A 22,679-nucleotide genomic window follows, 5' to 3' on the forward strand; every position below is an offset into this window, starting at 1 on the left:
AATCGAAAATGGCCTATTTCGCCGCTGGGTTGCGCCGCACATTGCTGATCTGCAACACCACCGACTCAACATCGACCACACTGGCATGTTGTACCAGATCAAATGACCAGCCGTCACGGCTTTCCTCAATCTCGCGGCGATAATCCCGGCCTTTTTGGAAAAGTGCCGTTGCGCCGCTCGTCAACCAGGGTTCGGTCAGCGCAAAAAGCTCCTTCAACGGAGCGAGTGCACGGGCGGTAATCACGTCTGGTGTGGCAATTTTCGACCAAACCGCATCAATTCGCACCGGATGCACCACGCCAGGGGTGTGAAACTGTCCCAAGGCCGTCCGCAAAAAGGCAGCCTTCTTGCCATTACTCTCGACGAGATCAATCGCCGCATCCGCCGTTTCCTTCAGGAGAATAGCCAGAACAACCCCCGGGAAACCACCGCCGGAACCGAGATCAAGCCAGCGCTTGGCCTCCGGCATAAGCGGGCGGAGCTGGACGCTGTCGATAATGTGCCGTTCCCACAACTCATCCAGCGTGGCAGGGGAGGCGAGATTGATCGCCTTTGACCACTTTCGAAACAGATCTTCGAAGTCAATAAGGTTCTTGACTGTTTCACGTGAAACATTGGGGATAACCCCGCGCAGTTTTTTCTCCCGCCAATCGCTCACGCCACGTCTCTCGCGACAATGTTCCGACGGATCTGGGTGATAATGAGGGCAAGCGCGGCCGGCGTCATGCCATCGATGCGCTGGGCCTCCGCTATGGATCGCGGCTGGCGCTGTTTGAGCTTCTGCTTCAACTCATTGGACAGGCCGGAAACGCTGGAGAAATCGATACCCTGTGGAATGAGCAACGCTTCTTCGCGTTCCATCGCGGCAACATCGGCCTTCTGCCGCTCGAGATAAACCGCATACTGCGCTTCGATCTCCAAAGCTTCAGCCACGCGGCCGTTAATACCAGCCAGCTCCGGCCAGATCGATCGCAAACGCGCCAGGTCGATCTCAGGAAAGGCAAGCAGTTCGTAGGCTGAACGGCGAACACCGTCCTGATTGAGATGCAGATTCATGGCCGCTGCGGCATTGGGTGTGATGGTCAAGCGCCTTGCCAGATGACGCGCCGCATCCAACTGATCCGTCCGTATCGCGAAGCGATTCCGGCGATCCGAACCCAGTATTCCCAATCGGTCCGCCATCGGCGTCAAGCGTTCGTCGGCATTGTCTGCCCGCAGGGAAAGCCGGAACTCCGCCCGCGACGTGAACATGCGATAGGGTTCGCTCACCCCCCGCGACGTCAGATCATCAGTCATCACCCCAATATAGGCTTCGGTTCGATGAATGATCACAGGTTCACCGCCGCCAGAGAGCCGCGCCGCATTCAGCCCCGCTAGTAGACCTTGCGCCGCCGCCTCCTCATATCCCGTCGTTCCATTGATCTGCCCGGCGAGAAACAGGCCGCTGATACGCCGCGTCTGCAGGCTTCGATCCAGTTCGCGCGGGTCGATAAAGTCATATTCGATGGCATATCCCGGCTGCAGCATGGTCGCGCGCTCGAGACCGGGGATGGTCTTGAGGATGTCCAGCTGCACGTCCTCGGGCAGGGATGTGGATATCCCATTGGGATAGACCGTATGATCATCCAAACCCTCAGGCTCTAGGAATATCTGGTGGCCATCCCTGTCGCCAAACTTGACGATTTTGTCTTCCACAGACGGGCAGTAACGCGGGCCGATACCTTCAATGGAGCCGGAATACATGGCGGAGCGGTGCAGGTTGGCCCGGATAATGGCATGCGATTCCGGAGTTGTGCGCGTAATCCCGCAGTCAATCTGCGGGTTGGTAATGACATCCGTCATCAGTGAGAACGGCAATGGTTCCTCGTCCGCGGATTGAACATCGAGCGCCTTCCAATCGATCGTGCGGCCGTCCAGCCGTGGCGGTGTGCCGGTTTTCAACCGGCCCAAGGCGAATGCATGCCGCGTCAGGGTATCCGACAGACCGAGGGCAGGGGCCTCGCCCATTCGCCCGGCTGGTATCTTCTTTTCACCAATATGAATCAAGCCGCGAAGAAATGTTCCCGTCGTCAGGACAACCGCACCACAGGTGAAAACGCTGCCATCCATCAGTTGGACGCCCGCAATCTGTCCATCGCGAATAACCAGATCGTTGGCACCGCCTTCAACAACCGTCAGATTCCGTTGTTCCGCAATCGCTGCTTGCATTGCCAGCCTGTAGAGCTTCCGGTCTGCCTGCGTGCGCGGACCGCGAACGGCCGGGCCCTTGCGCCGGTTCAAAAGCCGGAACTGAATACCGGCGGCATCGGCAACGCGACCCATCAGGCCATCGAGCGCATCGATTTCCCGGACAAGGTGACCCTTGCCCAGTCCGCCTATGGCGGGGTTGCAGGACATGACACCAATCGTATCCGCCTTGTGCGTCACCAGCGCTGTGCGCGCGCCATAACGTGCAGAGGCCGCAGCTGCTTCACAGCCGGCGTGCCCACCACCGATAATGATGACGTCAAAATTGTCTTCCACGAGCCAAACTTTCAGAGATTCGAATTCTTTGTCTTGATGGGCAAATCGGCGCTGTGAGTCAAGTGTGAGTCAAACAACAATGTTTCACGTGAAACAATTCACGCGCGTCCGTCATCGTTATAGTTTCAATGTTTCACGTGAATCATTTGCCTATACAGAACTGTGAGAATACCACATCAAGAATATCCTCAACATCCACGTCTCCGGTAATTCGACCCAAGGCGTGGGAAGCCCGGCGCAGATATTCCGCCCGAACCTCCAGCGGCGCGGTCTGATCATTCACGGCGTGATTGATTTCCCGGCTTGTTTCGCCGAGCAACTCCATATGGCGCCGGCGTGTGGGGAGGGGGTCCGTAAGATTCCCGGCTGCACGTTCGGCCCTGGATCGTAGGCTTCCCATCAGATCATCCATGCCTTCGCCTGAACGGATTGAAACGGTCAGATCATAGCTCCGGGACGTGGTCATCCCGGCAGCATCCAGCTTCGTCCCAATATGCAGGGTATCGATCGCGCCAAGTTCAATGAACGGCGCCGGAAGCGGGTTCGCCATATCCGTCAGCAGTAGTACCAGATCCGCAGCATGGGCGCGATCGAGTGCGCGCTCAATACCGATCTGCTCCACCCGGCCTTCGGTTTCCCGGAGACCCGCCGTATCCGTAAAAAGAACCGGCAATCCTCCCAGATCGAGTTTGATCTCGATCAGGTCGCGTGTCGTTCCCGGCTCATCGGAAACGATCGCCACATCGGTTCCTGCCAAGGCGTTCAGCAGGCTTGATTTACCAGCGTTCGGTGCGCCGACAATCACGACACGAAAGCCGTCGCGCACAATCGCTCCGCGTTTGCCATCGGCAACGTGCTGCTCGATCCTCTCCGCGAGATCGCGCATTGCTATCCAGACCTGATCCGATACGGAACCCGGCACATCCGATTCATCGGCGAAATCCAGCTCCGCTTCTATCAGCGCCCGCGCACGGATCATCTCGCTACGCCAGGACGAATAGAGCCGCACTTGCGAACCGGAAGCGATCTGCAAAGCGAGGCGGCGCTGACCATCGGTTTCCGCCGCTATCAGATCGGCAAGGCCTTCCGCCACCGTGAGATCGAACTTTCCATTGGCAAAGGCGCGCCGCGTGAATTCGCCGGGTTCAGCCAGGCGGCAATTGTCAAAGGTATAGAGAAGCGAGATCATTGCATCGACTACCGCGCGGCCGCCATGCAGGTGAAACTCACCGCAATCTTCGCCGGTAAAGCTATATGGATTGGGAAAAAACAGCAGGAGCCCGCGATCTACCGGATTGCCGAGCGCATCGCGGAATGTCCGTAGTTCAGCCTGACGAGGAACCGGGAGGTTACCGCAAATTGTTTCGATAACGAATCGAGTCTGGGGCCCGGATATGCGGATGACGCCAACACCGGACGGAAGCCGCCCGCTGGACAGGGCAAAAATAGTCTCGCTGAAATTCTGGTTTTGTTTCATTTGCAATTATCCGCGGCTACACTGGATGACCTTGATAACCCTCATACCGGCATTCGGGAAGAGCAGAGCAATCCAATGTATCAACAAGCCAATCTCCTTGGAAACGAGTCCAGTCCCTATCTCAGGCAGCACGCCGGCAATCCGGTGCACTGGCGGCCATGGGGAAAACTTGCGCTGGCGGAGGCGCGCGATACGGGCAAACCGATTCTGCTTTCTGTTGGCTACGCCGCCTGTCACTGGTGCCACGTCATGGCGCACGAATGCTTCGAAGATACCGACGTTGCCGACCTGATGAATGCCCACTACGTCAATATCAAGGTCGACAGGGAAGAACGGCCTGACATTGACCAGATCTACATGGCAGCGCTGGGGGCGATGGGGGAGCAGGGCGGCTGGCCGCTGACCATGTTTCTTACGCCGGATGCAAAACCGTTCTGGGGCGGGACTTACTTTCCCAAGAACGCGCGCTATGGCCGGCCGGGTTTTATTGACGTGTTGCGGTCAATCGACAGGGCGTGGCGTGAAGACCATGCGCGCGTCATTCAGAACGTCGACGCCCTGACCAGCCACGTCAGCGCCCGTCTTGATGCCCAGGCGGGCCCGGCAGCGCTGGACAAACACATCTTTGATCAGTTTTCCGCCAACATATCCGGCATGATCGACCTGCAGAAAGGCGGTCTGACCGGCGCTCCCAAATTCCCGAATGCGCCTTTCATGGATGCACTCTGGCTTTCCTGGCTGCGCAACGGCGCTATCCAGCACCGCGATGCCTTTCTCAAGAGCCTGCGAACGATGCTGCAGGGCGGCATCTACGATCATCTCGGCGGCGGGCTATCCCGGTATTCCGTTGACGATCGCTGGCTTGTTCCGCACTTCGAAAAGATGCTTTACGACAACGCCCAGTTCATACGGCACGCCACTTACGCCTATGCAGAAACCAAAGATGAATTGTTCCGCATGCGAATCGAAGAGACCGTTGGTTGGCTGAAGCGCGAGATGCTGGCGAACGGCCAGCGCTTTGCGTCAAGCTTGGATGCGGACAGCGAGGGCGAAGAGGGCAGGTTCTACGTTTGGTCCGCAGATGAAATTCCGGCAACGCCTGACTTTGAAATCTTTCGCGCGGTTTACGATGTCACGGCGGAAGGAAACTGGGAAGGCAAAACCATCCTCAATCGCCTGACCTCGTCCGGCTCATCGGATGCGGCCACTGAAGCGCATCTGGCAAAAGCCCGGCAGATACTTTTCGACCGCCGCGGAAGCCGCATTCATCCGCATCGCGATGACAAATCGCTCACGGACTGGAACGGACTGATGATCCGCGCGCTTGCCGAAGCGGCCCGCTCGTTCGAACGCAGGGACTGGCTGGATCTGGCTCTGGGCTCATATCGTTCCATATCCGAATCGATGGTCGAAGGGCGTCTGCCCCATTCCGTTCTGGAACAATCCCGTCTCTTTCCCTGCTTGTCATCGGATTATGCATCGATGATCAATGCGGCGATCTCCCTTTTCGAAGCGACGCAGGACAAAGCGTTTCTCGGCGATGCGGCTCTTTGGCTTCAGGCTCTCGACCGCTGGCATCTTACGGAAGATGGCAATCATGCTCTCAGTGCCATCGACAGCACTGATGTGATCATCCGCGTGCGCGGCGATCAGGACGAGGCCATACCGAGTGCCACCGGGCAAATCATCGAAGCCATTGCGCGTCTGGCGACCGCAACATCGGACTACACATTGCAGCAGCGGGCCGAGGAACTCGCCGAAAACGCACTCGGGCGCGTGCTTGAACAACGCTACGGCCAAGCCGGTGTTCTCAACAACGCAAGTCTGCTTCTGGAACCCATGAAGCTTGTCCTGGTCACCCCAGACAAAAGCCACCCGCTCCTGCGTCTTGCGAACCAGCATCCGGACCCGCGCCGTACCGATATCTGGATGGAGTTTAGCGAAAACACCACAATCGAGCTGGTGCCCGGTGGCGGAGAAATCGCCATAAAAAAACCCGCGGCCTACCTCTGCCGCGGGTTCGTGTGTCTGGCGCCTGTGGAAACGGCCGAGGCGCTGGAAGCGCTGCTCAAACCGCAATCCTAGGACTGTTACGTATTCATCGAATCGAAGAATTCGCCATTGGTCTTGGTCTGCTTCAGCTTGTCGATAAGGAACTCGATCGCATCCGTCGTGCCCATTGGAGCCAGGATACGGCGCAGGACGAAAATCTTCTGCAGATCCTGACGCGGTACGAGCAGGTCTTCCTTGCGCGTGCCGGATTTCAGAATATCCATGGACGGGAAGATGCGCTTGTCGGCAACCTTGCGGTCGAGCACGATTTCCGAATTGCCCGTACCCTTGAATTCTTCAAAGATCACTTCGTCCATGCGGCTGCCCGTATCGATAAGAGCCGTCGCAATGATCGTCAGCGATCCGCCTTCCTCGATGTTGCGGGCCGCACCGAAGAAACGCTTGGGACGCTGAAGCGCGTTGGCGTCGACACCACCGGTCAGAACCTTGCCGGATGATGGAACCACGGTGTTGTAGGCGCGGCCAAGGCGGGTGATGGAATCGAGCAAGATAACCACATCGCGGCCATGTTCGACCAGGCGCTTCGCCTTCTCGATGACCATTTCAGCCACCTGAACGTGGCGGGAAGCCGGCTCGTCGAATGTGGAGGAAACCACTTCACCCTTCACGGAACGCTGCATATCCGTGACTTCTTCCGGACGTTCGTCGATCAGAAGAACGATCAGATAGCATTCTGGATGATTGGCGGTGATGGAGTGGGCAATATTCTGGAGAAGAACAGTTTTACCGGTACGGGGCGGAGCGACGATGAGACCGCGCTGGCCTTTACCGAGGGGTGCTACCAGATCGATGACGCGGGCCGACAAATCCTTGGTGGTCGGATTTTCCAGCTCCATCTTGAAACGCTCGTTTGGATAGAGCGGTGTCAGATTGTCGAAGTGGATCTTGTGACGGATTTTTTCCGGGTCTTCGAAGTTGATGGTGTTGACCTTGAGAAGGGCGAAATAGCGCTCACCTTCCTTGGGCCCGCGGATCGGACCTTCGACGGTATCACCGGTTTTCAGCGAAAACCGCCGGATTTGCGATGGAGAGATATAGATGTCGTCCGGGCCCGGGAGATAGTTTGCATTGGCAGAACGCATGAAGCCGAAGCCATCCTGCAATATCTCGACCACGCCTTCGCCGATAATTTCGACATCCTGGGAGGCCAGTTTCTTCAAGATCGCAAACATCAGTTCCTGTTTGCGCATGACACTGGCGTTTTCGACTTCCAGTGTTTCAGCAAACGCCAGAAGATCAACCGGCGTCTTGTTCTTGAGTTCTTGTAGTTTCATTTCCTGCATGTGTGCGGAACTCTTAATTTTATAGGTTTGAAATGGGGAAGGGAAATGACGATGCCGGAATGCAGTGCCATGTATGAATGGCTGAAGATCGCTATGGCGGTATTTCCAGAGAAGAGCCCCTATCTAGCCAATCACGACTGCAAGGGCAAGGGGTTTCATGAGTGGTATTGATATCAGGCAGAAAATAAAATGATGAGTCAAAATGGCTTTATGATGACCATGATCACAATAATGATCATCAGAACCGTCGGCACTTCATTCATCATCCGCCAGAAGCGGGCAGGTTTTTCATTTCTGTCCTCGGCAAACATGCGCACTGCCTTGGAAAAGTAGCCGTGAATGCCGGAAAGGATCAGGACAGCCAGAAATTTCACGTGAAACCAGCCGTCCATATAGGCCGCTGTTCGCCACGCGAGCCAAAGTCCGGCAGCCCATGTCACCATCATTGCCGGATTGATGATGGCCTTGAGCAGCCGGCGCTCCATCACCTTGAAGGTCTCCGATTGGACGGACCCTTTCTCGGCGGCGCAATGATAGATGAACAGCCGCGGCAGATAGAGCATGCCCGCCATCCAGGAGATGACGGCAACCACATGCAAGGCCTTCACCCAGAGATAGGCGTTGTTGGGATAGAGATAGACCAGGGTCACAACAACCAGTGCAAGAACAATACCGGCAGCCCTTGCCGTCGATGCCGTCTTGTTTGAATTTTGAACCGGCGTCTGGTTGCTGCTCATCATCAATCCCCAGTTTTCAATGCGTCAGTTTCCGGCCGTGGCCTGCCGGACCCGTGCAACCATCTGCTCCACATGGGAGACCGGAGCATCGGGGGTAATGCCATGGCCGAGATTGAAGATCAGCGGGCCATGACCCAGACCATCGAGAATGGCATCCACGCCTTCATCCAGCGCCCGGCCGCCGGCAACAACCCGTAAGGGATCCAGATTGCCTTGGATTGCCCCTCCGCCTTGAAGTGAAGACGCCAGCGACAGCGGCACTGTCCAGTCGAGGCCCAAGGCTGTCACCCCGGTACGCTCGCGATAATTTACATAAAGCGCTCCGGCCCCTTTGGGGAAACCGATGATCGGGACATCCGGATGCGATGCGCGCACCTTTTTGACGATCCTGGCCACGGGCGCGATACAGAACCGCTCGAAGCAGGCTTCGTCCAGAACACCCGACCAGGAATCAAAAATCTGCACCGCATCAGCACCAGCATCGATCTGCCGGATCAGATATTCCGCCGAAACATCGGCAAGTTCGTCCAGCAGTTTCTGGAAGGCGTCCGGATAGCGATAGGCGAAGAGGCGGGCCGGGGCCTGGTCCGGCGTTCCATGACCAGCGATCATATAGGTCGCCACGGTCCATGGAGCGCCACAGAAGCCAAGCAGGGTGGTTTCCTGTGGCAGTTGATGCCGCAGCAGCCGAACCGTCTCGTAGACAGGCTCCAGGCGTTCCACAGCCCCATTGGGCTCCAGCCAGAAAATGCCTTCCGCGTCAATCGGTGTCATCAAAGGGCCTCTGCCCTCTTCAAAGCGCAGATCACGGCCAAGCGCATGCGGCACGACGAGAATGTCCGAAAACAGGATTGCCGCATCAAAACCGAAGCGGTGGATTGGCTGCAGCGTCACTTCGACGGCCAGATCGGGAGAATAACACAGATCCAGAAAACTTCCGGCATTCTTCCTGACTTCCCGGTATTCCGGGAGGTAGCGCCCAGCCTGGCGCATCATCCAGATGGGAGGCGGAAAAACTGTCTCGCCTCTAAGGACTTTCATCACTTTGCGGACCATTCCGTCTCTCTCCAGCTTTGTCTTACAAAAAAGAAAATTGGATATTTTCTGATTTTCTGATTCTAAGAGTCTGTTTGTATCGGGAATTACCAGATTGCCAACTTTTTCCCACAGGCAACTGCTGCGGTATAAAGCAGGGAAAACCATAATGCAAAACTCGCAGAATACGGTAATAAAGTGAAATATTATTCATTATCAGTATATTAAGTCATATCCATCTGTGGATTTCTGTGTGGAAATCCGTGGAACAATGGACGAAGAGTCGCAACAATCCCCAGATCACAGCAATGGCTTGGAGAGTCATCCACAAGTGGGCTCGCTGTGGATGACTTGCCAATGATTCACATGGCTGCCATTGCTTGTTCAAAACCGGGAGAATTCTCCCCAGTCATCAACAGGGTGTGGAGTTTTCTGTGACAAAGCCGGTCAACTACTTCCATCTTCACATGATTTCTGATGCGACCGGAGAGACTCTCCTGGCAGCGGGCCGCGCCGCCGCGGCGCAATATGTGCATGCGCGTGCCATCGAACATGTCTATCCGCTCATTCGCACGGAAAAGCAGATCAAGAAGGTGCTGGAGGGTATTGATGCGGAACCCGGCATTGTCCTTTATACCATCGTGGACAAACGGCTTGCGGCAATGATCGATGAAAGCTGTGCGACGATTGGCGTTCCCTGCGTATCCGTTCTCGAACCGGTCCTCAGTGTATTCCAGTCCTATCTCGGTGCCCCGGCGGGACGGCGAGTTGGGGCCCAGCATGTGCTCAACGCGGAATATTTCCGCCGTATCGATGCGCTGAATTTCACCATGGAGCATGATGACGGCCAGCTGCCGCTCGATATCGAAGAGGCGGATGTCATTCTGATCGGCATTTCGCGGACCTCGAAAACGCCGACAAGCATTTACCTCGCCAATCGCGGTATCAAGACGGCCAATGTGCCCATTGTTCCCGGTGTGCCCATTGCCGATGTGATCATCCATGCGGAAAGGCCGCTGATCGTGGGCCTGATTGCCTCGGCGGAGCGAATCTCGCAGGTGCGCCAGCATCGCATTCTCGGAGCAACGCCGGGTTTCGATACGGATCACTATCTCGACCGGGCAAATATCATTGAGGAGCTTTCCTATGCGCGGCAGATTTGCCACCGCTATAATTGGCCTATGATAGATGTGTCCCGCCGTTCCATTGAAGAAACTGCAGCGGCGGTTCTTGCCCTGCGTTCCCAGGGACGGGAACCGCATCGCTGATCGGAGAAGAAGACAAATGCAGATTATTCTTGCTTCCAAAAGTCCATTCCGCGCCACGCTTCTGAAAAATGCCGGCGTCGCCTTTACCGCCCAGTCGGCCAATATTGATGAGCGGGCGGTGGAAGCGCCTCTCTATAAGAGCGGTGCCACGCCGGAAGATGTCGCGCTTGTCCTGGCGGAAGCAAAGGCACTCGATGTCAGCGAGCGCTATCCGGATGCATTGGTCATCGGTTCGGATCAAACCCTGTCGCTCGGCGACGAGGTTTTGCACAAACCCGCCGATATGGAGGCTGCGCGACGGCAACTGCTCAGGCTTTCCGGCCAAACCCATCACCTGAACAGCGCGATTGTTCTGGTCAAGGGCGGGCAGACAGTGTGGCGGCACGTTTCGGTGGCGCGCATGACATTGCGTGATCTCGATCCGGCCTTCATCGGACGCCACCTGGCGCGGGTTGGTACCATCGCTCTGCAAAGTGTCGGCGCCTACCAATATGAGGGCGAGGGCGTTCAGCTGTTCGAGAAGGTGGATGGAGATTATTTCACCATTGTCGGCCTTCCCTTATTGCCATTGCTGAATGAACTGCGCCGGGAGGGAGCGATTGATGGCTGATCATCCCAGCGCTTTCGTAACGGGTTATCCGATCCGCCATTCGCGCTCGCCGCTGATTCATGGCTACTGGCTCAGGCAATTCGGGTTGGATGGCTCCTACCGGGCGGTCGAAGTTGCACCGGACGCTTTTGAAGGGTTCATCCGTGCTTTGCAGGACACTGGATTTGTCGGCGGCAATGTCACCATCCCCCACAAGGAGATGGCCTTTTCCCTGTGCGGGCAGCGGGATTCGGCTGCCGACGAAATCGGTGCGGTCAACACGCTCTGGTTCGAGAATGGCATTCTGCATGGCGGCAATACGGATGCTTACGGGTTCCTGGCAAATCTGGATGCGCTGAGCCCCGGCTGGAGTGAGCGCAGGAGCGCTTTGGTGCTGGGTGCCGGCGGGGCAAGCCGGGCGGTGGTGTTTGCGCTGAAACAGCGCGGCTTCACCGATATCAGGATCGTCAATCGAACCATTGCGCGGGCGCAGGAACTGGCAGACCGGTTCGGCATCGCTGGTGGAGCGCATGGATGGGACGCCCTGCCGGAACTGCTGAAGGGCGCGTCGCTGATTGTGAACACCACATCGCTTGGCATGTCAGGCAAGGATGAGCTTGTGATCGACCTGACCGGGGCTGATTCGGATGCGCTGGTGACCGATATTGTCTATGTACCGCTGGAAACGCCGCTTTTGCGCGCGGCGCGCTCCCGCGGTCTTCAAACGGCTGATGGGCTGGGCATGCTGCTGCATCAGGCCGTGCCAGGCTTCGAACACTGGTTCGGTAAACGGCCTGATGTAACGGCAGAGTTGCGAAATCTGGTTCTGGCCGATATGGCGGCGGAGAAAGCAAAATGATCGTGCTGGGTCTCACCGGATCGATCGGCATGGGTAAATCAACCGCGGCGCAGATGTTTATGGATGCGGGTATTCCCGTCTATTCCGCCGATGAAACGGTTCACCGGCTATATTCCGGAGCGGCAGCGCCTTTGATCGAAGCAGCTTTTCCTGGAACGACAGATGATGGCGTGGTGGATCGCGCCAGGCTCTCGGCCGCTGTCATTGGCAATCCTGAGGCGCTTCGAAAGCTTGAAGCGATTATCCACCCCCTGGTTCGTTCCGAGGAGAACGCCTTCCGTGATGGCGCCGAATCCCAAGGTGCCAAGCTTGCCGTTATCGATATTCCGCTGTTGTTCGAGACCGGCGGAGACAAGCGGGTGGACAAGATTCTTGTTGTCAGCGCACCGGCGGAAGTTCAGAAAAAGCGGGTACTGGCCAGGGCCGACATGACTCCTGAAAAACTGGAGGCGATCCTCCGGCGCCAGACACCCGACGCGGAGAAACGCGCGCGTGCCGATTTTGTCGTCAACACAGACCAGACCTTTGACGCGACGCGGACCGAGATCAACGCGATAATCCGGATTCTCACGGATTCCTGACTGGCGGAAAGCGGGGAAACCGCCGCTGCGGCCTTGCGCGGGCTGGCCGATTCGTGAAATTTGGGTCAAAGGATGATTCCATGCGCGAGATCATATTCGATACGGAAACAACAGGCCTGGACCGGCTGGACGATCGCATCATCGAAATCGGTGGTGTGGAACTGGTCAATCGTTTCCCGACCGGCAACACATTTCATGTTTTCATCAATCCGGCTGGCAAGCAGGTTCATCCGGACGCGCTTGCCGTGCACGGCATCAGCAATGATCGTCTGAAGGATGAGCCGGTCTTTGCCGGCATCGTCGACCGCTTTCTCGAATTCATCGACGGGGCAAAGCTGATTGCCCACAACGCCACGTTCGATATGGGGTTTATCAATGCCGAGCTGAACAGGCTCGGGCATCCTCCCATCAGCAATGACCGGGTTATCGATACGCTGGCGCTTGCCCGCCGCAAACATCCGATGGGACCAAACTCCCTGGATGCCCTGTGCCGCCGTTACGGCATCGACAACAGCCACCGCACGATGCACGGCGCGCTGCTCGATTCGCAGTTGCTGGCGGAAGTTTACATCGAATTGATCGGCGGAAAGCAGGCAGCGCTTGGCCTGACGGTGGCCGAACAGTCGGACAACAAGCAATCCGCCAATACGGAAACGGTCGTCGTCATTGCCCGCCGCGCGGTGCCGCTGCCGTCCCGCCTCACTGATTCGGAAAAGCAGGCACATGACAAGCTGGTCGAGAAGATTGGTGAGAAAGCGATCTGGAATGAACGGATAGCCGCCGCAGAATGAAAATCGCGGCAATAAAAAACCCGGGTCGAACCCGGGTTTTTGCTATCTCGTCGAAGCCTTGGCTTAGCTGACCATCGACTTGGCTTGTTCTTCGGCCATGCGCTGCTGGAACATCTGAGCAAAATCGATCGGGTCGATCATCAGCGGCGGGAAGCCGCCATTGCGGGTTGCTTCGGCAATGATCTGGCGCGCGAACGGGAAGAGCAGGCGCGGGCACTCGATGAAAAGCAGCGGCAGGAGATGTTCCTGTGGGAAACCTTCCAGACGGAAAACGCCGCCATAGACGAGTTCGGCATTGAACAGCACTTCCTTGCCTTCGCCGGCACGGGCCGTGAGGGTCAGAACGACGTCGAAATCGTTCTCGGCAATCGGATTGGCATTGACATTCACATTGATGCTGATGCCGGGAGCCTTGTCGCGCGGACGCAGCGACAGAGGCGCGCCGGGGCTTTCGAAGGACAGATCCTTCACGTACTGAGCAAGAATGTTCAGTGTCTGCTGCTGGACGCTCCCATTGCCATTGGTCGCTTCATTGCCGTTTTCGGCTTTTTCATCAGGCTTTTGAGCCATTGTCTGGAAACCTTCTCTCGTTGCGTCCGCTTCGGCGGTTATCGAATGAATGATGGCTGGCTAGCATGAGAGTCCCAGCGAGGCAAGCCGGGAGGCCTTATCCTGATGCAGGCAGACTATTCTTTCGGGCTCCACGGCGAGTTGGGGTCGGATTTTCTGGTGTAATCCTCCGGGTCGAGTTCAATGATGCGGTCAGCGGCGCGCTCCGGCCGGCCCCGGCCCGTTGCTGCAGGATTGACCACGACCACGCGGCTGCGGACAAAACGCCAGCCAATGTCGCGAATGGCGGGTATGAACAAGAGCAGGCCGATAACATCCGTGATGAAGCCGGGGACGATCAACAGGAACGCGGCGAAGAACAGCATCACGCCGTGCACGAGTTCGCGGCTCGGCGTCCGGCCGGCTGCGGTTTCCGAGCGGATTTTCTGCAGGATGCCAAATCCCTGCAGGCGCAGCAGGAAAACGCCGAGAAACATCGACAGGATGATCAGGCCAAGGGTCGCCATGACGCCAATCTTGCTGCCGACCACAATGAAGCCGGCAATTTCAAGAAACGGCAGCGCAAGCAGAAACAGGGGCACAAGAGAGGATCGCAACTAATTTACCTTTCGAAGGACATATCCGGTTATAATCCATACCCGGCGTCAATTTCATGCCTATATAGGGATGAACATGAGCATTTGTATGATTGCCTTCAGCAATCTATATGTTTTGGTAATTGGACAAAAGCGCGATGGCCGTACAATCAACGGCCGACTGAATTTAGGGATGAATGGCAGGCGACATGGAATATCTGGACTTCGGAACGATTTTCTTCTTCGTGGCAGCAGTGGTGATCTTTCTGCAGCTGCGCAAGGTGCTTGGTCGCCGCACCGGCAACGAGCGTCCGCCATTCAATCCATACGCATCATCGCGTACGGCCGAGGTCGAAGACAAGGCCAAACCTGGCGACAATGTCGTGTCGCTTCCGCGGCGCGGCGAGCCAAAGGAAAACCAATTTGAAAAGGTGGACGCACTGGCAACACCCGGCACGCCGCTGAACGAAGGCCTTCGTGCCATCCAGAACGCCGATCCGGCATTCGATCCGGCGAAGTTTCTCGAAGGCTCGAAGATGGCCTATGAGATGATTGTCATGTCCTTCGCCGACGGTGATCGCAAGACGCTCAAGTCGCTCCTGTCCCGCGAAGTGTTCGATGGTTTCGTTTCGGCGATCGCCGACCGCGAATCGCGCGGTGAAAAAGTGCAGTCCTCGTTTGTCGGCATCAACAAGGCCGAGATCACCGGCGCTGAAATGAAGGGCACGGAAGCGCACGTGACGGTGCGGGTTGTCAGTGAGCTTATTTCTGCGACCCTTGACAAGGACGGCAACGTGATCGACGGCGACAAGGAAGCGGTGGCTGAAGTCAAGGATGTCTGGACCTATGCGCGGGATACCCGCTCGAAGGATCCGAACTGGAAACTCGTGGCGACCGAAGCCGAAGATTGATTCTCCCGTCGCGAGCGCCAGACCATGCTTTCCCCTCTCTTCAAACCGGTGGCATTCACCGATTGCCCCGGTTGGGAGAACGACAGTCTGCTTGAAGCATTTCAAGCCTTTGCACGTTCTGCCGTCAGGGTTCTGGAAAAGTCCTATAAAAGCGGATCACTGGGCATCTCCTTTGCAGCCTTGGCGCCCATTTTCGCTGATTCACGTGAAACATTGGTCGAAAATGACGACCAGGCACGACGGTTTTTCGAAAAATGGTTCTGCCCGGCCCGCATTGAAAATCCCGACACGGGGCACGGTTTTGTCACAGGGTTTTATGAACCGGAGGTGATTGCCTCTCCGGTTCGAACCGAACGCTACACCGTTCCTTTTCTTCGCCGTCCAGATGATCTCGTTGATGTGGACGATGGCAACCGGCCCTCGGGGCTTGATCCCTATTTCGCCTTTGCTCGGCAAACCCCGGCAGGACTTGCCGAGTATTTTGATCGCGCTGCCATTGAGAGCGGCGCACTCGACCGGCAAAACCTGGAAATAGCCTTTGTTGAAAACCCGGTCGATGCTTTCTTCATTCACGTCCAGGGCGCGGCCAGGCTGAAGATGACCGACGGTCGCCTGCGCCGCATCACCTATGCGGCAAAGACGGGTCACCGTTTTACCGGCATCGGAAAAATTCTCCTGGATCGCGGTGAAATCCCGCCGGATAAAATGTCGATGCAGGCCATCCGTGCGTGGCTTGCCGACAATCCTGATCAGGTTCAAACCCTGTTGTGGAACAACCGATCCTATATCTTCTTTCGTGAAGCGGCGGTCGATGATGTCACGCTGGGGCCGATAGCGGCTGCCAAGGTGCCGCTGACGGGCGGGCGTTCCCTTGCCGTCGACCGGCTGCTGCACACGTTCGGTACACCCTTCTATATCTCGGCACCCGCCTTGAAGGCTTTCGGCGGAGACGGGTTTGCGCGGCTGATGATTGCGCAGGATACCGGGTCCGCCATTGTAGGACCGGCGCGCGGCGACCTTTTTGCCGGATCCGGCGATGCAGCCGGCGACATTGCGGGTGGTATTCGTCATGACGCTGTTTTTTATGCGCTTGTGCCCCGTTCGTTGTTGGCGGGCCAGGCATGAAGCGGTCCAGAGATGAGTTCACCAACATTGAAGACCGGATTCTCTGGGAGAAAGTCGCAAAATCCACCCGGCCCCTGAAGGGGAAGGACAAGATGGAATTTCTGCTCGATACGGTTCAGGATCAGCCGGCAGTCACGCCATCGGCACCGGGGAAGATCAAGTCGAAGGCAATGCCGGTGCCCGCGCCGGCAAAACCGGCGATCCCTGCCCATCGCCTGCATCCGATCGACCGTCCGACCCACAAGAAAATATCGCGCGGACGGGTGGTCATTGAAGGCCGGATCGATTTGCACGGGCTGACGCAAAGCGAGGCCTATGGCCTGCTTCTCGGTTTCCTTCGCCGCGCGCATCAGCGCGAGCTGCGCCACGTGCTTGTCATCACCGGCAAGGGATCGTCGTTGGGAAGCGACGGGGTTCTGCGTCAGGCTGTTCCACTCTGGTTCACGACGCCGCCGTTCCGGATTCTGGTCAACGGTTATGAAGACGCGGCCCGCAACCATGGCGGCACGGGTGCCATCTATGTTCGCATGCGCCGGCTGCCGGAGGTGCCATGACGCCATTTGGTGAAAAGCTGCGCCAGCTCAGGGACGAGCGCGGCATCTCCCAGAAGGAGATGGCGAAGGCGATCGGGGTTTCGGCCGCCTATCTCTCGGCGCTGGAACACGGAAGGCGCGGGCAGCCGACATGGGACAAACTGCAGCGCATCATCCAGTATTTCAACATCATCTGGGACGAGGCCGAGGAATTGCAGCGGCTGGCCATGATCTCGCATCCGCGCATCACGATTGACACAGCCGGTCTGTCACCAGCATCGACGGAATTGGCCAATTTGATTGCGGCGCATATTCGCGACCTCAAAGCGGAGGTTGTTCAATCCCTGATCGGCGAGATAAAGCGATCCGCCGGCAAGCGGCGGCGTTGAGCCCTAGAGCCTTTCCTGTTTAAATAGAACCAGTTCTGTTTCCCGAATGGCGAGACAATCCACGCGGAAGGTAGCAAGGCCGATGTTCATCCATCGGACGACGCTGCCTGACAAAGTGGGTGGCCGCCAGCCGGAAACCCAGCCGTTGGTTTGCTGCGCAAACCAACAAGCTTTCATACTTGCCGGTCGAATTATCCGCATTTCGGCAGAAATGCGGTTCGACCGGAGGGCCGGGTGAATTTGGCCCAATGCCATCGGGCTTCGGCTTCGCCCGATGGAAAGGCATCGGTCTCGCCAAATCCCTCGATCTTGAACCAAATTCCCTCCGGCAGAACGATTCTATTTAAGCAGGAAAGGCTCTAAAACAGGGCTTTCAACTGCTCGAGCTTGTTGTTGACCAGCCAGCCATAGTAGTTTTCTTCGGGAAGTTGCGGCGGCTGTCCGGCCGCAGCACGGCCTGCATTCGTATTGGCCAGAGCCCGAGCGCGCGCATCGGCGCCGCCCGTATTGTAGAGCGTCGCGGTGATTCCCGGATTCTTTGAAATATCGAAATCCGCCACGCGGCGGTAGACATCGATGGATTCCTTGATGGTCGCTGCCATGTAGGGAAGTGTGAAGTCAGGGTCCATGATTGTCTTGTAGACTTCTGTGGCATGGTCGGCATCCAGTTTCGGCAAACCCGAATAGCGATTGACCATGTCCGTCATCTGTAGCGCGGTCAGAGGACTGAGCTGGCCAAGCCCAAAGGTCTGGCCGGCGTAGAAGGGCTGGAAGAATACCGCAGCGAACCGGTTGTCGGGAAAGCGTTTGCCGCCCACCGTCTTGCCGCGGAAATCCGCTTCCCAGACACCTTCGCGGCACGTCCACAGACGCAGGCTGTCCTTGTACTGGGCGCAGGATGAAAATTGTGGGCGCTTGATGAAATCACCGATGCTTTCGCCCTGATAGTCAAAGCTAAGTCCTTGCTTTACATAGGAAATAGCCTTTACATAGTAGGTCTGCAGACGATCATACGCATCGACATTATAGGTATGTTCGCCAACGAGCGCGCCAACGATATGAACCGGATCGATGCCGTAGGTCCTCGCAACACTCGATATCTTCGAGCGCAGCTTCGGGTCCGATTTCAGCAGGTTGTATATTTTCTGATACTTCGCTTCGTGCGTTGTATTCAGCTCGCCTGTCCGCTTGATCGAGGCGGCGGGAATATTGGGCTGGGTCGCATTGCGGTTGCCTTCCGGCACGACGGTCACCGCCGAGGCGGGCTGGAGGGCGGTGGACAGTGAAAGAAGGCAGGTGGTCGCGAAGAGGATCAGATGTCGTTTCATTGTCAGCCCAGAATTTCGATCAAATCAGATGAACGGTGGCCCGCCCGGGGAGATGCTTAAGCACAACCTCCCTTAACAGGTTCCAGCCGGAGGTGCGCGAAAATAAAAAATGCCCCCTCAGAAGTCGAGGGGGCATCGGTAAATAAGCGCGGAGCGATGCTTATCTGTCACACGGCTAGAGGATGAACCTCGACAGGTCGCTGTTCTTGGCGAGATCGCCGACCGTTTCACGCACATACTTGGCATCGATGGTATACTCGGCGCCAGCCTTATCAGGGGCGTTGAACGAGATATCGTCGAGTACACGCTCCATGACCGTCTGCAGGCGGCGTGCGCCGATGTTCTCGACCGTTGAATTGAGATCAACGGCGATATCGGCCAGCGCATCGATCGCATCATCGGTGATGTCAAGCTTCACCTCTTCCGTTGCCAGAAGAGCGATGTACTGCTTGAGCAGACTGGCTTCCGGCTCGGTGAGGATCCGGCGCATGTCATCGCGTGTCAGGGCGCTCAGTTCCACGCGGATCGGCAGGCGGCCCTGCAATTCCGGCAGAAGGTCCGATGGCTTGGACACGTGGAAGGCACCGGATGCGATGAACAGGATATGGTCGGTTTTGATCGGGCCGTATTTTGTTGCAACAGTGGTGCCTTCGACAAGCGGCAGCAGATCGCGCTGCACGCCTTCGCGTGACACGCCCGCACCCATGCCGCCGTCTCGGGCGGCGATCTTGTCGATCTCGTCGAGAAAGACGATGCCGTCATTTTCAGCCGAGCGCAGCGCTTCCTGCGTGATCTGGTCCTGATCGAGCAGCTTGTCGGACTCGTCATTGATCAGAACGCCATAGGATTCCTTGACCGTTGTCTTGATGGTCTTGGTGCGGCCGCCCATGGCCTTGCCAAGCATGTCGCTCAAATTGAGCACGCCGATATTGGCGCCCGGCATGCCCGGCAGCTCGAAATTGGGCATGCCCGAACCGGTATCGGCCACTTCGACTTCGATTTCCTTGTCGTCGATCAGGCCGTCGCGCAGTTTCTTGCGGAATGAATCCCGGGTTGCCGGGCTGGCGGTCTTGCCGACGAGGGCATCGAGAACACGCTCTTCCGCATTGATGTGGGCTTTGGCCTTGACCTCTTCGCGCTTCTTTTCGCGAACGAGACCAATGGCGACTTCAACCAGATCGCGGATGATCTGTTCAACGTCGCGGCCGACATAACCGACCTCGGTGAATTTGGTGGCTTCCACCTTGATGAACGGTGCACCGGCCAGACGGGCCAGACGGCGGGAGATTTCCGTCTTGCCGACGCCGGTGGGTCCGATCATCAGGATGTTCTTGGGCATGACTTCTTCGCGCATCTGGCCTTCGAGCTGCTGGCGGCGCCAGCGGTTGCGCAGGGCGATGGCGACGGCACGTTTTGCGTCCTTCTGGCCGATAATGAACCGGTCGAGTTCAGAAACGATTTCGCGGGGAGAAAAGGTTGTCATCATGGTCTCATTTCATCTGGATTGTCCCGTGCCATCATCAGGGCAGGGCCGTAAATGGATGTGCGGGTATCGAAAGGGATAAAACCCGCCTTGGTATAGGCTTTGATCGCGCGCGCATTGGCCGGGTCCGGATCGAGGATCACGCGGGGCACGCCTTCTTCGAAGAGCAGGGAAACAAACTCGTCGATCAGCCGCGACCCATGTCCTGCATTGAGCAGATCCGGTTCCCCGATGAACTGATCAAGGCCCAGCGTGCCTGTTGGCTGATCCTGATAGGGATGATCATCCTCCAAATGCGGATCATAGGTCTGCAGGTAGCCGACGGGCCGTTCATCCAGCATGATGATGAACGGCTCGACGGATATGCTGTCCATATGCGCCGCAATGGCGTTGAACTCTTCCTTGGGATCATCGCCCCACCATTGCGCCACGTGTGGCTCAGCCAGCCAACCTGAAATCAGATCCAGATCGTCCGGCTCCAATGGCCTGAAGCGGTAGGATGGCTCACTCGGCATCGATCGTCTCGAGCGTTACACTCGTATTCGTGAAGATGCAGATATCAGCGGCGATTTCCATGGCCTTGCGGGCAATCTCCTCGGCGGTCTTGTCGGTGTCAACAAGCGCACGGGCAGCCGCCAGGGCATAATTGCCGCCGGAGCCGATGGCCATGATACCGTGTTCGGGTTCAAGCACGTCGCCATTGCCGGTCAGCGCAAGCGTGATGGATTTGTCGGCCACCAGCATCATCGCTTCGAGGCGGCGCAGATAACGGTCGGTACGCCAGTCCTTGGCAAGCTCGACACAGGCGCGCATCAGCTGGTCGGGATATTGTTCCAGCTTGCTTTCAAGCCGTTCAAGCAGGGTGAAGGCATCGGCAGTTGCGCCGGCAAATCCGGCAATGACATTGCCTTTGCCGATGCGGCGCACTTTGCGCGCATTGCCTTTCATCACCGTGTTGCCGAGGCTGACCTGGCCGTCACCGGCGATGACCACTTTGCCACCCTTGCGGACCGTGACGATCGTGGTTCCATACATGGTGGAGGGGTTGTGTTCTTGCATTCGATTCTCCTTCAAGCAGGTCCGACTATGCCCCAAATGGCAGCAGATCGAACCCCTTCTGTGCAACTTATGTATGATGCCGCTCTGGAATTGCAAATCTGGAGTTGAACCTGCGCCATCAAAGCATTTGGAGATTTGTCATTCCTGATCTAGAAGGCCAGCACTAGTGGAACGGATTTGACATTCGCATCCCATTTGACATCGCGCGCAACATGCGAATGTCAAATTCAAAGTTCCACTAGAATCATATGCTTGCTAGTGGTCCTTTGATTCTGACATTTGCCTGAATGGCTTGTATCAAAGGGGTGCAAATGTCAGAATCGGACCACTAGTGCCGTTTTTGCGAAACCCAGACGACGGGAAACAGGGATGACCAGTGCCAGCACACGGACTGCGAAAGTAGAGCGGACCACCAAGGAAACCAGCATTGCCGTTTCGGTTAATCTGGATGGAACGGGTGCGTTTGACATTTCCACCGGCGTGGGTTTTTTCGACCATATGCTGGAACAGCTGTCCCGCCATTCGCTGATTGATATGGACATCAAGGCCAAGGGCGATCTGCATATCGATGATCACCACACGGTCGAAGATACCGGCATTGCCATCGGCCAGGCGATTGCCAAGGCGCTTGGCGACCGGCGCGGTATCAACCGCTATGCTTCCCTCGACCTTGCCATGGACGAAACATTGACGCGCGCGGCATTGGACGTCTCCGGCCGCCCTTTCCTGATCTGGCAAGTGCAGTTTTCCGCTCCGAAGATCGGCGCATTCGATACGGAGCTGGTGCGCGAATTTTTCCAGGCGCTGGCGCAGAACGCGGGCATCACCTTGCACGTGTCCAATCTCTGTGGTGCCAACAACCACCATATCGCTGAAACCTGTTTCAAGGCGGTCGCGCGCGCTCTGCGCACGGCTATCGAGGCAGACCCGCGCCAGAAGGGCGTTATCCCTTCAACCAAGGGTTCGCTGAACGGCTGAGAAGAAGGGCTGGGATATGGCCAGTTACATTGTTTTGATACCGCCGTTGCAAGACAACCAGCGGCAAGATGACAGGACCGTCTTCATCCGGGATGGCTTTGCACTCATCGCGTTTTTCCTGCCGGTTCCCTGGCTGTTGTTCAATCGCCTGTGGTTCGAGGCGGCCCTGGTTTTTGCCGCTGTTGCAGCCATCTCCATTGTCGGTTCCTATACGGGGCACGCCAGTCTGGCGGAAATCGTCGCAGCGCTGCTTGCCCTGCTGGTGGCATTCGAAGCCAACAATTGGCGCATTAACGCCCTTGAACGGCGCGGTTTTGATCAGGCTGCCATCATTGATGCGCGCTCGGCTGCCGATGCCGAGACGATCTATTTCCATGGTGATGCCTTTGCGGCAGATCCTGATCCGGTTCCGCCGGCAATTGATCTGGTTATGCCTTCAGCTGTCCCCGCGCCGAAAAAGCCGGCTGTCGGCGGCATGCTCGGTCTTGTCGGCTACCGGGGAGAGCGTTGAT

The 22,679-nt window shown here is 57.1% G+C and carries 24 protein-coding genes; 12 read left to right on the top strand and 12 right to left on the bottom strand.

All coding sequences use genetic code 11. The features are described from left to right. Positions 1 to 13 precede the first annotated feature (13 nt). From rsmG to mnmE, 3 genes are all read right to left on the bottom strand, one after another. Positions 14 to 658 carry a 16S rRNA (guanine(527)-N(7))-methyltransferase RsmG gene (gene rsmG / locus ACTJJ7_RS09005; protein WP_440966644.1) on the bottom strand — a complete coding sequence of 215 codons (645 nt, stop codon included), beginning with the start codon at positions 656 to 658 and terminating at the stop codon, positions 14 to 16. Continuing rightward, positions 655 to 2,523, bottom strand: a complete 1,869-nt coding sequence (gene mnmG / locus ACTJJ7_RS09010; RefSeq protein WP_440966646.1) for a tRNA uridine-5-carboxymethylaminomethyl(34) synthesis enzyme MnmG — start codon at positions 2,521 to 2,523, stop codon at positions 655 to 657. The genes rsmG and mnmG overlap by 4 nt, the downstream gene beginning before the upstream one ends. 142 nt (positions 2,524 to 2,665) lie before the next feature. Continuing rightward, positions 2,666 to 4,000 carry a tRNA uridine-5-carboxymethylaminomethyl(34) synthesis GTPase MnmE gene (gene mnmE / locus ACTJJ7_RS09015; protein ID WP_440966648.1) on the bottom strand — a complete coding sequence of 445 codons (1,335 nt, stop codon included), beginning with the start codon at positions 3,998 to 4,000 and terminating at the stop codon, positions 2,666 to 2,668. Positions 4,001 to 4,075: 75 nt separating this feature from the next. Here mnmE and ACTJJ7_RS09020 point away from each other — a divergent pair, with 75 nt between their 5' ends. Next, positions 4,076 to 6,085: a thioredoxin domain-containing protein gene (locus ACTJJ7_RS09020; protein WP_440966650.1), complete on the top strand. Its 2,010-nt coding sequence runs from the start codon at positions 4,076 to 4,078 to the stop codon at positions 6,083 to 6,085. 5 nt (positions 6,086 to 6,090) lie between these two features. On the opposite strand, the gene rho is transcribed toward ACTJJ7_RS09020, so the two are convergent. The 3 genes from rho to hemE form a co-directional block, all read right to left on the bottom strand. Next, complete coding sequence (gene rho / locus ACTJJ7_RS09025) at positions 6,091 to 7,356, bottom strand: transcription termination factor Rho (protein WP_091879370.1); 1,266 nt, start codon at positions 7,354 to 7,356, stop codon at positions 6,091 to 6,093. A gap of 197 nt (positions 7,357 to 7,553) precedes the next feature. Beyond that, on the bottom strand, positions 7,554 to 8,093 hold the full coding sequence (hemJ, locus tag ACTJJ7_RS09030; protein ID WP_440966653.1) for a protoporphyrinogen oxidase HemJ: 540 nt from the start codon (positions 8,091 to 8,093) through the stop codon (positions 7,554 to 7,556). Positions 8,094 to 8,117: 24 nt separating this feature from the next. Further along, positions 8,118 to 9,149 carry a uroporphyrinogen decarboxylase gene (gene hemE / locus ACTJJ7_RS09035; protein ID WP_440966654.1) on the bottom strand — a complete coding sequence of 344 codons (1,032 nt, stop codon included), beginning with the start codon at positions 9,147 to 9,149 and terminating at the stop codon, positions 8,118 to 8,120. A 413-nt stretch (positions 9,150 to 9,562) separates the two neighbouring features. On the opposite strand from hemE, the gene ACTJJ7_RS09040 reads away from it, so the two are divergent. The 5 genes from ACTJJ7_RS09040 (at position 9,563) to dnaQ (ending at position 13,216) form a co-directional block, all read left to right on the top strand. After that, positions 9,563 to 10,396, top strand: coding sequence for a pyruvate, water dikinase regulatory protein (locus ACTJJ7_RS09040; protein ID WP_105734609.1), 834 nt, complete (start codon positions 9,563 to 9,565; stop codon positions 10,394 to 10,396). Positions 10,397 to 10,412: 16 nt separating this feature from the next. Continuing rightward, positions 10,413 to 11,006, top strand: coding sequence for a Maf-like protein (locus tag ACTJJ7_RS09045; protein ID WP_105734142.1), 594 nt, complete (start codon positions 10,413 to 10,415; stop codon positions 11,004 to 11,006). Further along, positions 10,999 to 11,844 (top strand): shikimate dehydrogenase, encoded by an 846-nt coding sequence (locus tag ACTJJ7_RS09050; RefSeq protein WP_440966657.1) that lies wholly within the window; start codon positions 10,999 to 11,001, stop codon positions 11,842 to 11,844. The genes ACTJJ7_RS09045 and ACTJJ7_RS09050 overlap by 8 nt, the downstream gene beginning before the upstream one ends. Continuing rightward, positions 11,841 to 12,425: a dephospho-CoA kinase gene (gene coaE, locus ACTJJ7_RS09055; protein ID WP_440966659.1), complete on the top strand. Its 585-nt coding sequence runs from the start codon at positions 11,841 to 11,843 to the stop codon at positions 12,423 to 12,425. Before ACTJJ7_RS09050 ends, coaE begins: the two co-directional genes overlap by 4 nt. Before the next feature lie 80 nt (positions 12,426 to 12,505). After that, positions 12,506 to 13,216 carry a DNA polymerase III subunit epsilon gene (gene dnaQ, locus ACTJJ7_RS09060; protein WP_130271339.1) on the top strand — a complete coding sequence of 237 codons (711 nt, stop codon included), beginning with the start codon at positions 12,506 to 12,508 and terminating at the stop codon, positions 13,214 to 13,216. A 63-nt stretch (positions 13,217 to 13,279) separates the two neighbouring features. Here the strand turns inward: dnaQ and secB are convergent, their stop codons facing one another. Both secB and ACTJJ7_RS09070 read right to left on the bottom strand, forming a co-directional pair. Next, the gene (secB, locus tag ACTJJ7_RS09065) at positions 13,280 to 13,786 is read right to left on the bottom strand and encodes a protein-export chaperone SecB (protein WP_091879362.1); all 507 of its coding nucleotides are present in this window, start codon (positions 13,784 to 13,786) and stop codon (positions 13,280 to 13,282) included. Positions 13,787 to 13,902: 116 nt separating this feature from the next. Next, complete coding sequence (locus ACTJJ7_RS09070; RefSeq protein ID WP_440966662.1) at positions 13,903 to 14,382, bottom strand: FxsA family protein; 480 nt, start codon at positions 14,380 to 14,382, stop codon at positions 13,903 to 13,905. 188 nt (positions 14,383 to 14,570) lie between these two features. Between ACTJJ7_RS09070 and ACTJJ7_RS09075 the strand changes: the two genes are divergently transcribed. From ACTJJ7_RS09075 to ACTJJ7_RS09090, 4 genes are read left to right on the top strand one after another with little or no spacing between them, the layout of a single operon-like run. Then, positions 14,571 to 15,272 (top strand): Tim44/TimA family putative adaptor protein, encoded by a 702-nt coding sequence (locus ACTJJ7_RS09075; protein WP_105734608.1) that lies wholly within the window; start codon positions 14,571 to 14,573, stop codon positions 15,270 to 15,272. Positions 15,273 to 15,296: 24 nt separating this feature from the next. Next, complete coding sequence (gene mltA, locus ACTJJ7_RS09080) at positions 15,297 to 16,397, top strand: murein transglycosylase A (RefSeq protein ID WP_440966664.1); 1,101 nt, start codon at positions 15,297 to 15,299, stop codon at positions 16,395 to 16,397. Then, a complete protein-coding gene (locus ACTJJ7_RS09085; protein WP_440966666.1) occupies positions 16,394 to 16,951 on the top strand; it encodes a Smr/MutS family protein in 558 nt (185 codons plus the stop codon). Before mltA ends, ACTJJ7_RS09085 begins: the two co-directional genes overlap by 4 nt. Beyond that, the gene (locus ACTJJ7_RS09090; RefSeq protein WP_105734135.1) at positions 16,948 to 17,319 is read left to right on the top strand and encodes a helix-turn-helix domain-containing protein; all 372 of its coding nucleotides are present in this window, start codon (positions 16,948 to 16,950) and stop codon (positions 17,317 to 17,319) included. The genes ACTJJ7_RS09085 and ACTJJ7_RS09090 overlap by 4 nt, the downstream gene beginning before the upstream one ends. 359 nt (positions 17,320 to 17,678) lie before the next feature. On the opposite strand, the gene ACTJJ7_RS09095 is transcribed toward ACTJJ7_RS09090, so the two are convergent. From ACTJJ7_RS09095 to hslV, 4 genes are all read right to left on the bottom strand, one after another. Beyond that, positions 17,679 to 18,647: a DUF1402 family protein gene (locus ACTJJ7_RS09095; RefSeq protein WP_105734134.1), complete on the bottom strand. Its 969-nt coding sequence runs from the start codon at positions 18,645 to 18,647 to the stop codon at positions 17,679 to 17,681. Between the two features lie 175 nt (positions 18,648 to 18,822). After that, positions 18,823 to 20,130: an ATP-dependent protease ATPase subunit HslU gene (gene hslU, locus ACTJJ7_RS09100; RefSeq protein ID WP_105734607.1), complete on the bottom strand. Its 1,308-nt coding sequence runs from the start codon at positions 20,128 to 20,130 to the stop codon at positions 18,823 to 18,825. Further along, positions 20,130 to 20,645, bottom strand: a complete 516-nt coding sequence (locus ACTJJ7_RS09105) for a GNAT family N-acetyltransferase (RefSeq protein WP_440966668.1) — start codon at positions 20,643 to 20,645, stop codon at positions 20,130 to 20,132. Before ACTJJ7_RS09105 ends, hslU begins: the two co-directional genes overlap by 1 nt. Then, positions 20,635 to 21,189, bottom strand: a complete 555-nt coding sequence (gene hslV, locus ACTJJ7_RS09110) for an ATP-dependent protease subunit HslV (RefSeq protein ID WP_105734132.1) — start codon at positions 21,187 to 21,189, stop codon at positions 20,635 to 20,637. Before hslV ends, ACTJJ7_RS09105 begins: the two co-directional genes overlap by 11 nt. A 369-nt stretch (positions 21,190 to 21,558) precedes the next feature. Between hslV and hisB the strand changes: the two genes are divergently transcribed. Both hisB and ACTJJ7_RS09120 read left to right on the top strand, forming a co-directional pair. Further along, a complete protein-coding gene (hisB, locus tag ACTJJ7_RS09115; RefSeq protein WP_440966670.1) occupies positions 21,559 to 22,167 on the top strand; it encodes an imidazoleglycerol-phosphate dehydratase HisB in 609 nt (202 codons plus the stop codon). Positions 22,168 to 22,183: 16 nt separating this feature from the next. Beyond that, a complete protein-coding gene (locus ACTJJ7_RS09120) occupies positions 22,184 to 22,678 on the top strand; it encodes a DUF2628 domain-containing protein (RefSeq protein WP_130271353.1) in 495 nt (164 codons plus the stop codon). The last annotated feature ends 1 nt before the right edge of the window (position 22,679 follow it).

The sequence above is a fragment of the Phyllobacterium sp. 22229 genome (genome assembly GCF_052056495.1).
In the GTDB taxonomy this organism is placed as follows: domain Bacteria; phylum Pseudomonadota; class Alphaproteobacteria; order Rhizobiales; family Rhizobiaceae; genus Phyllobacterium; species Phyllobacterium myrsinacearum.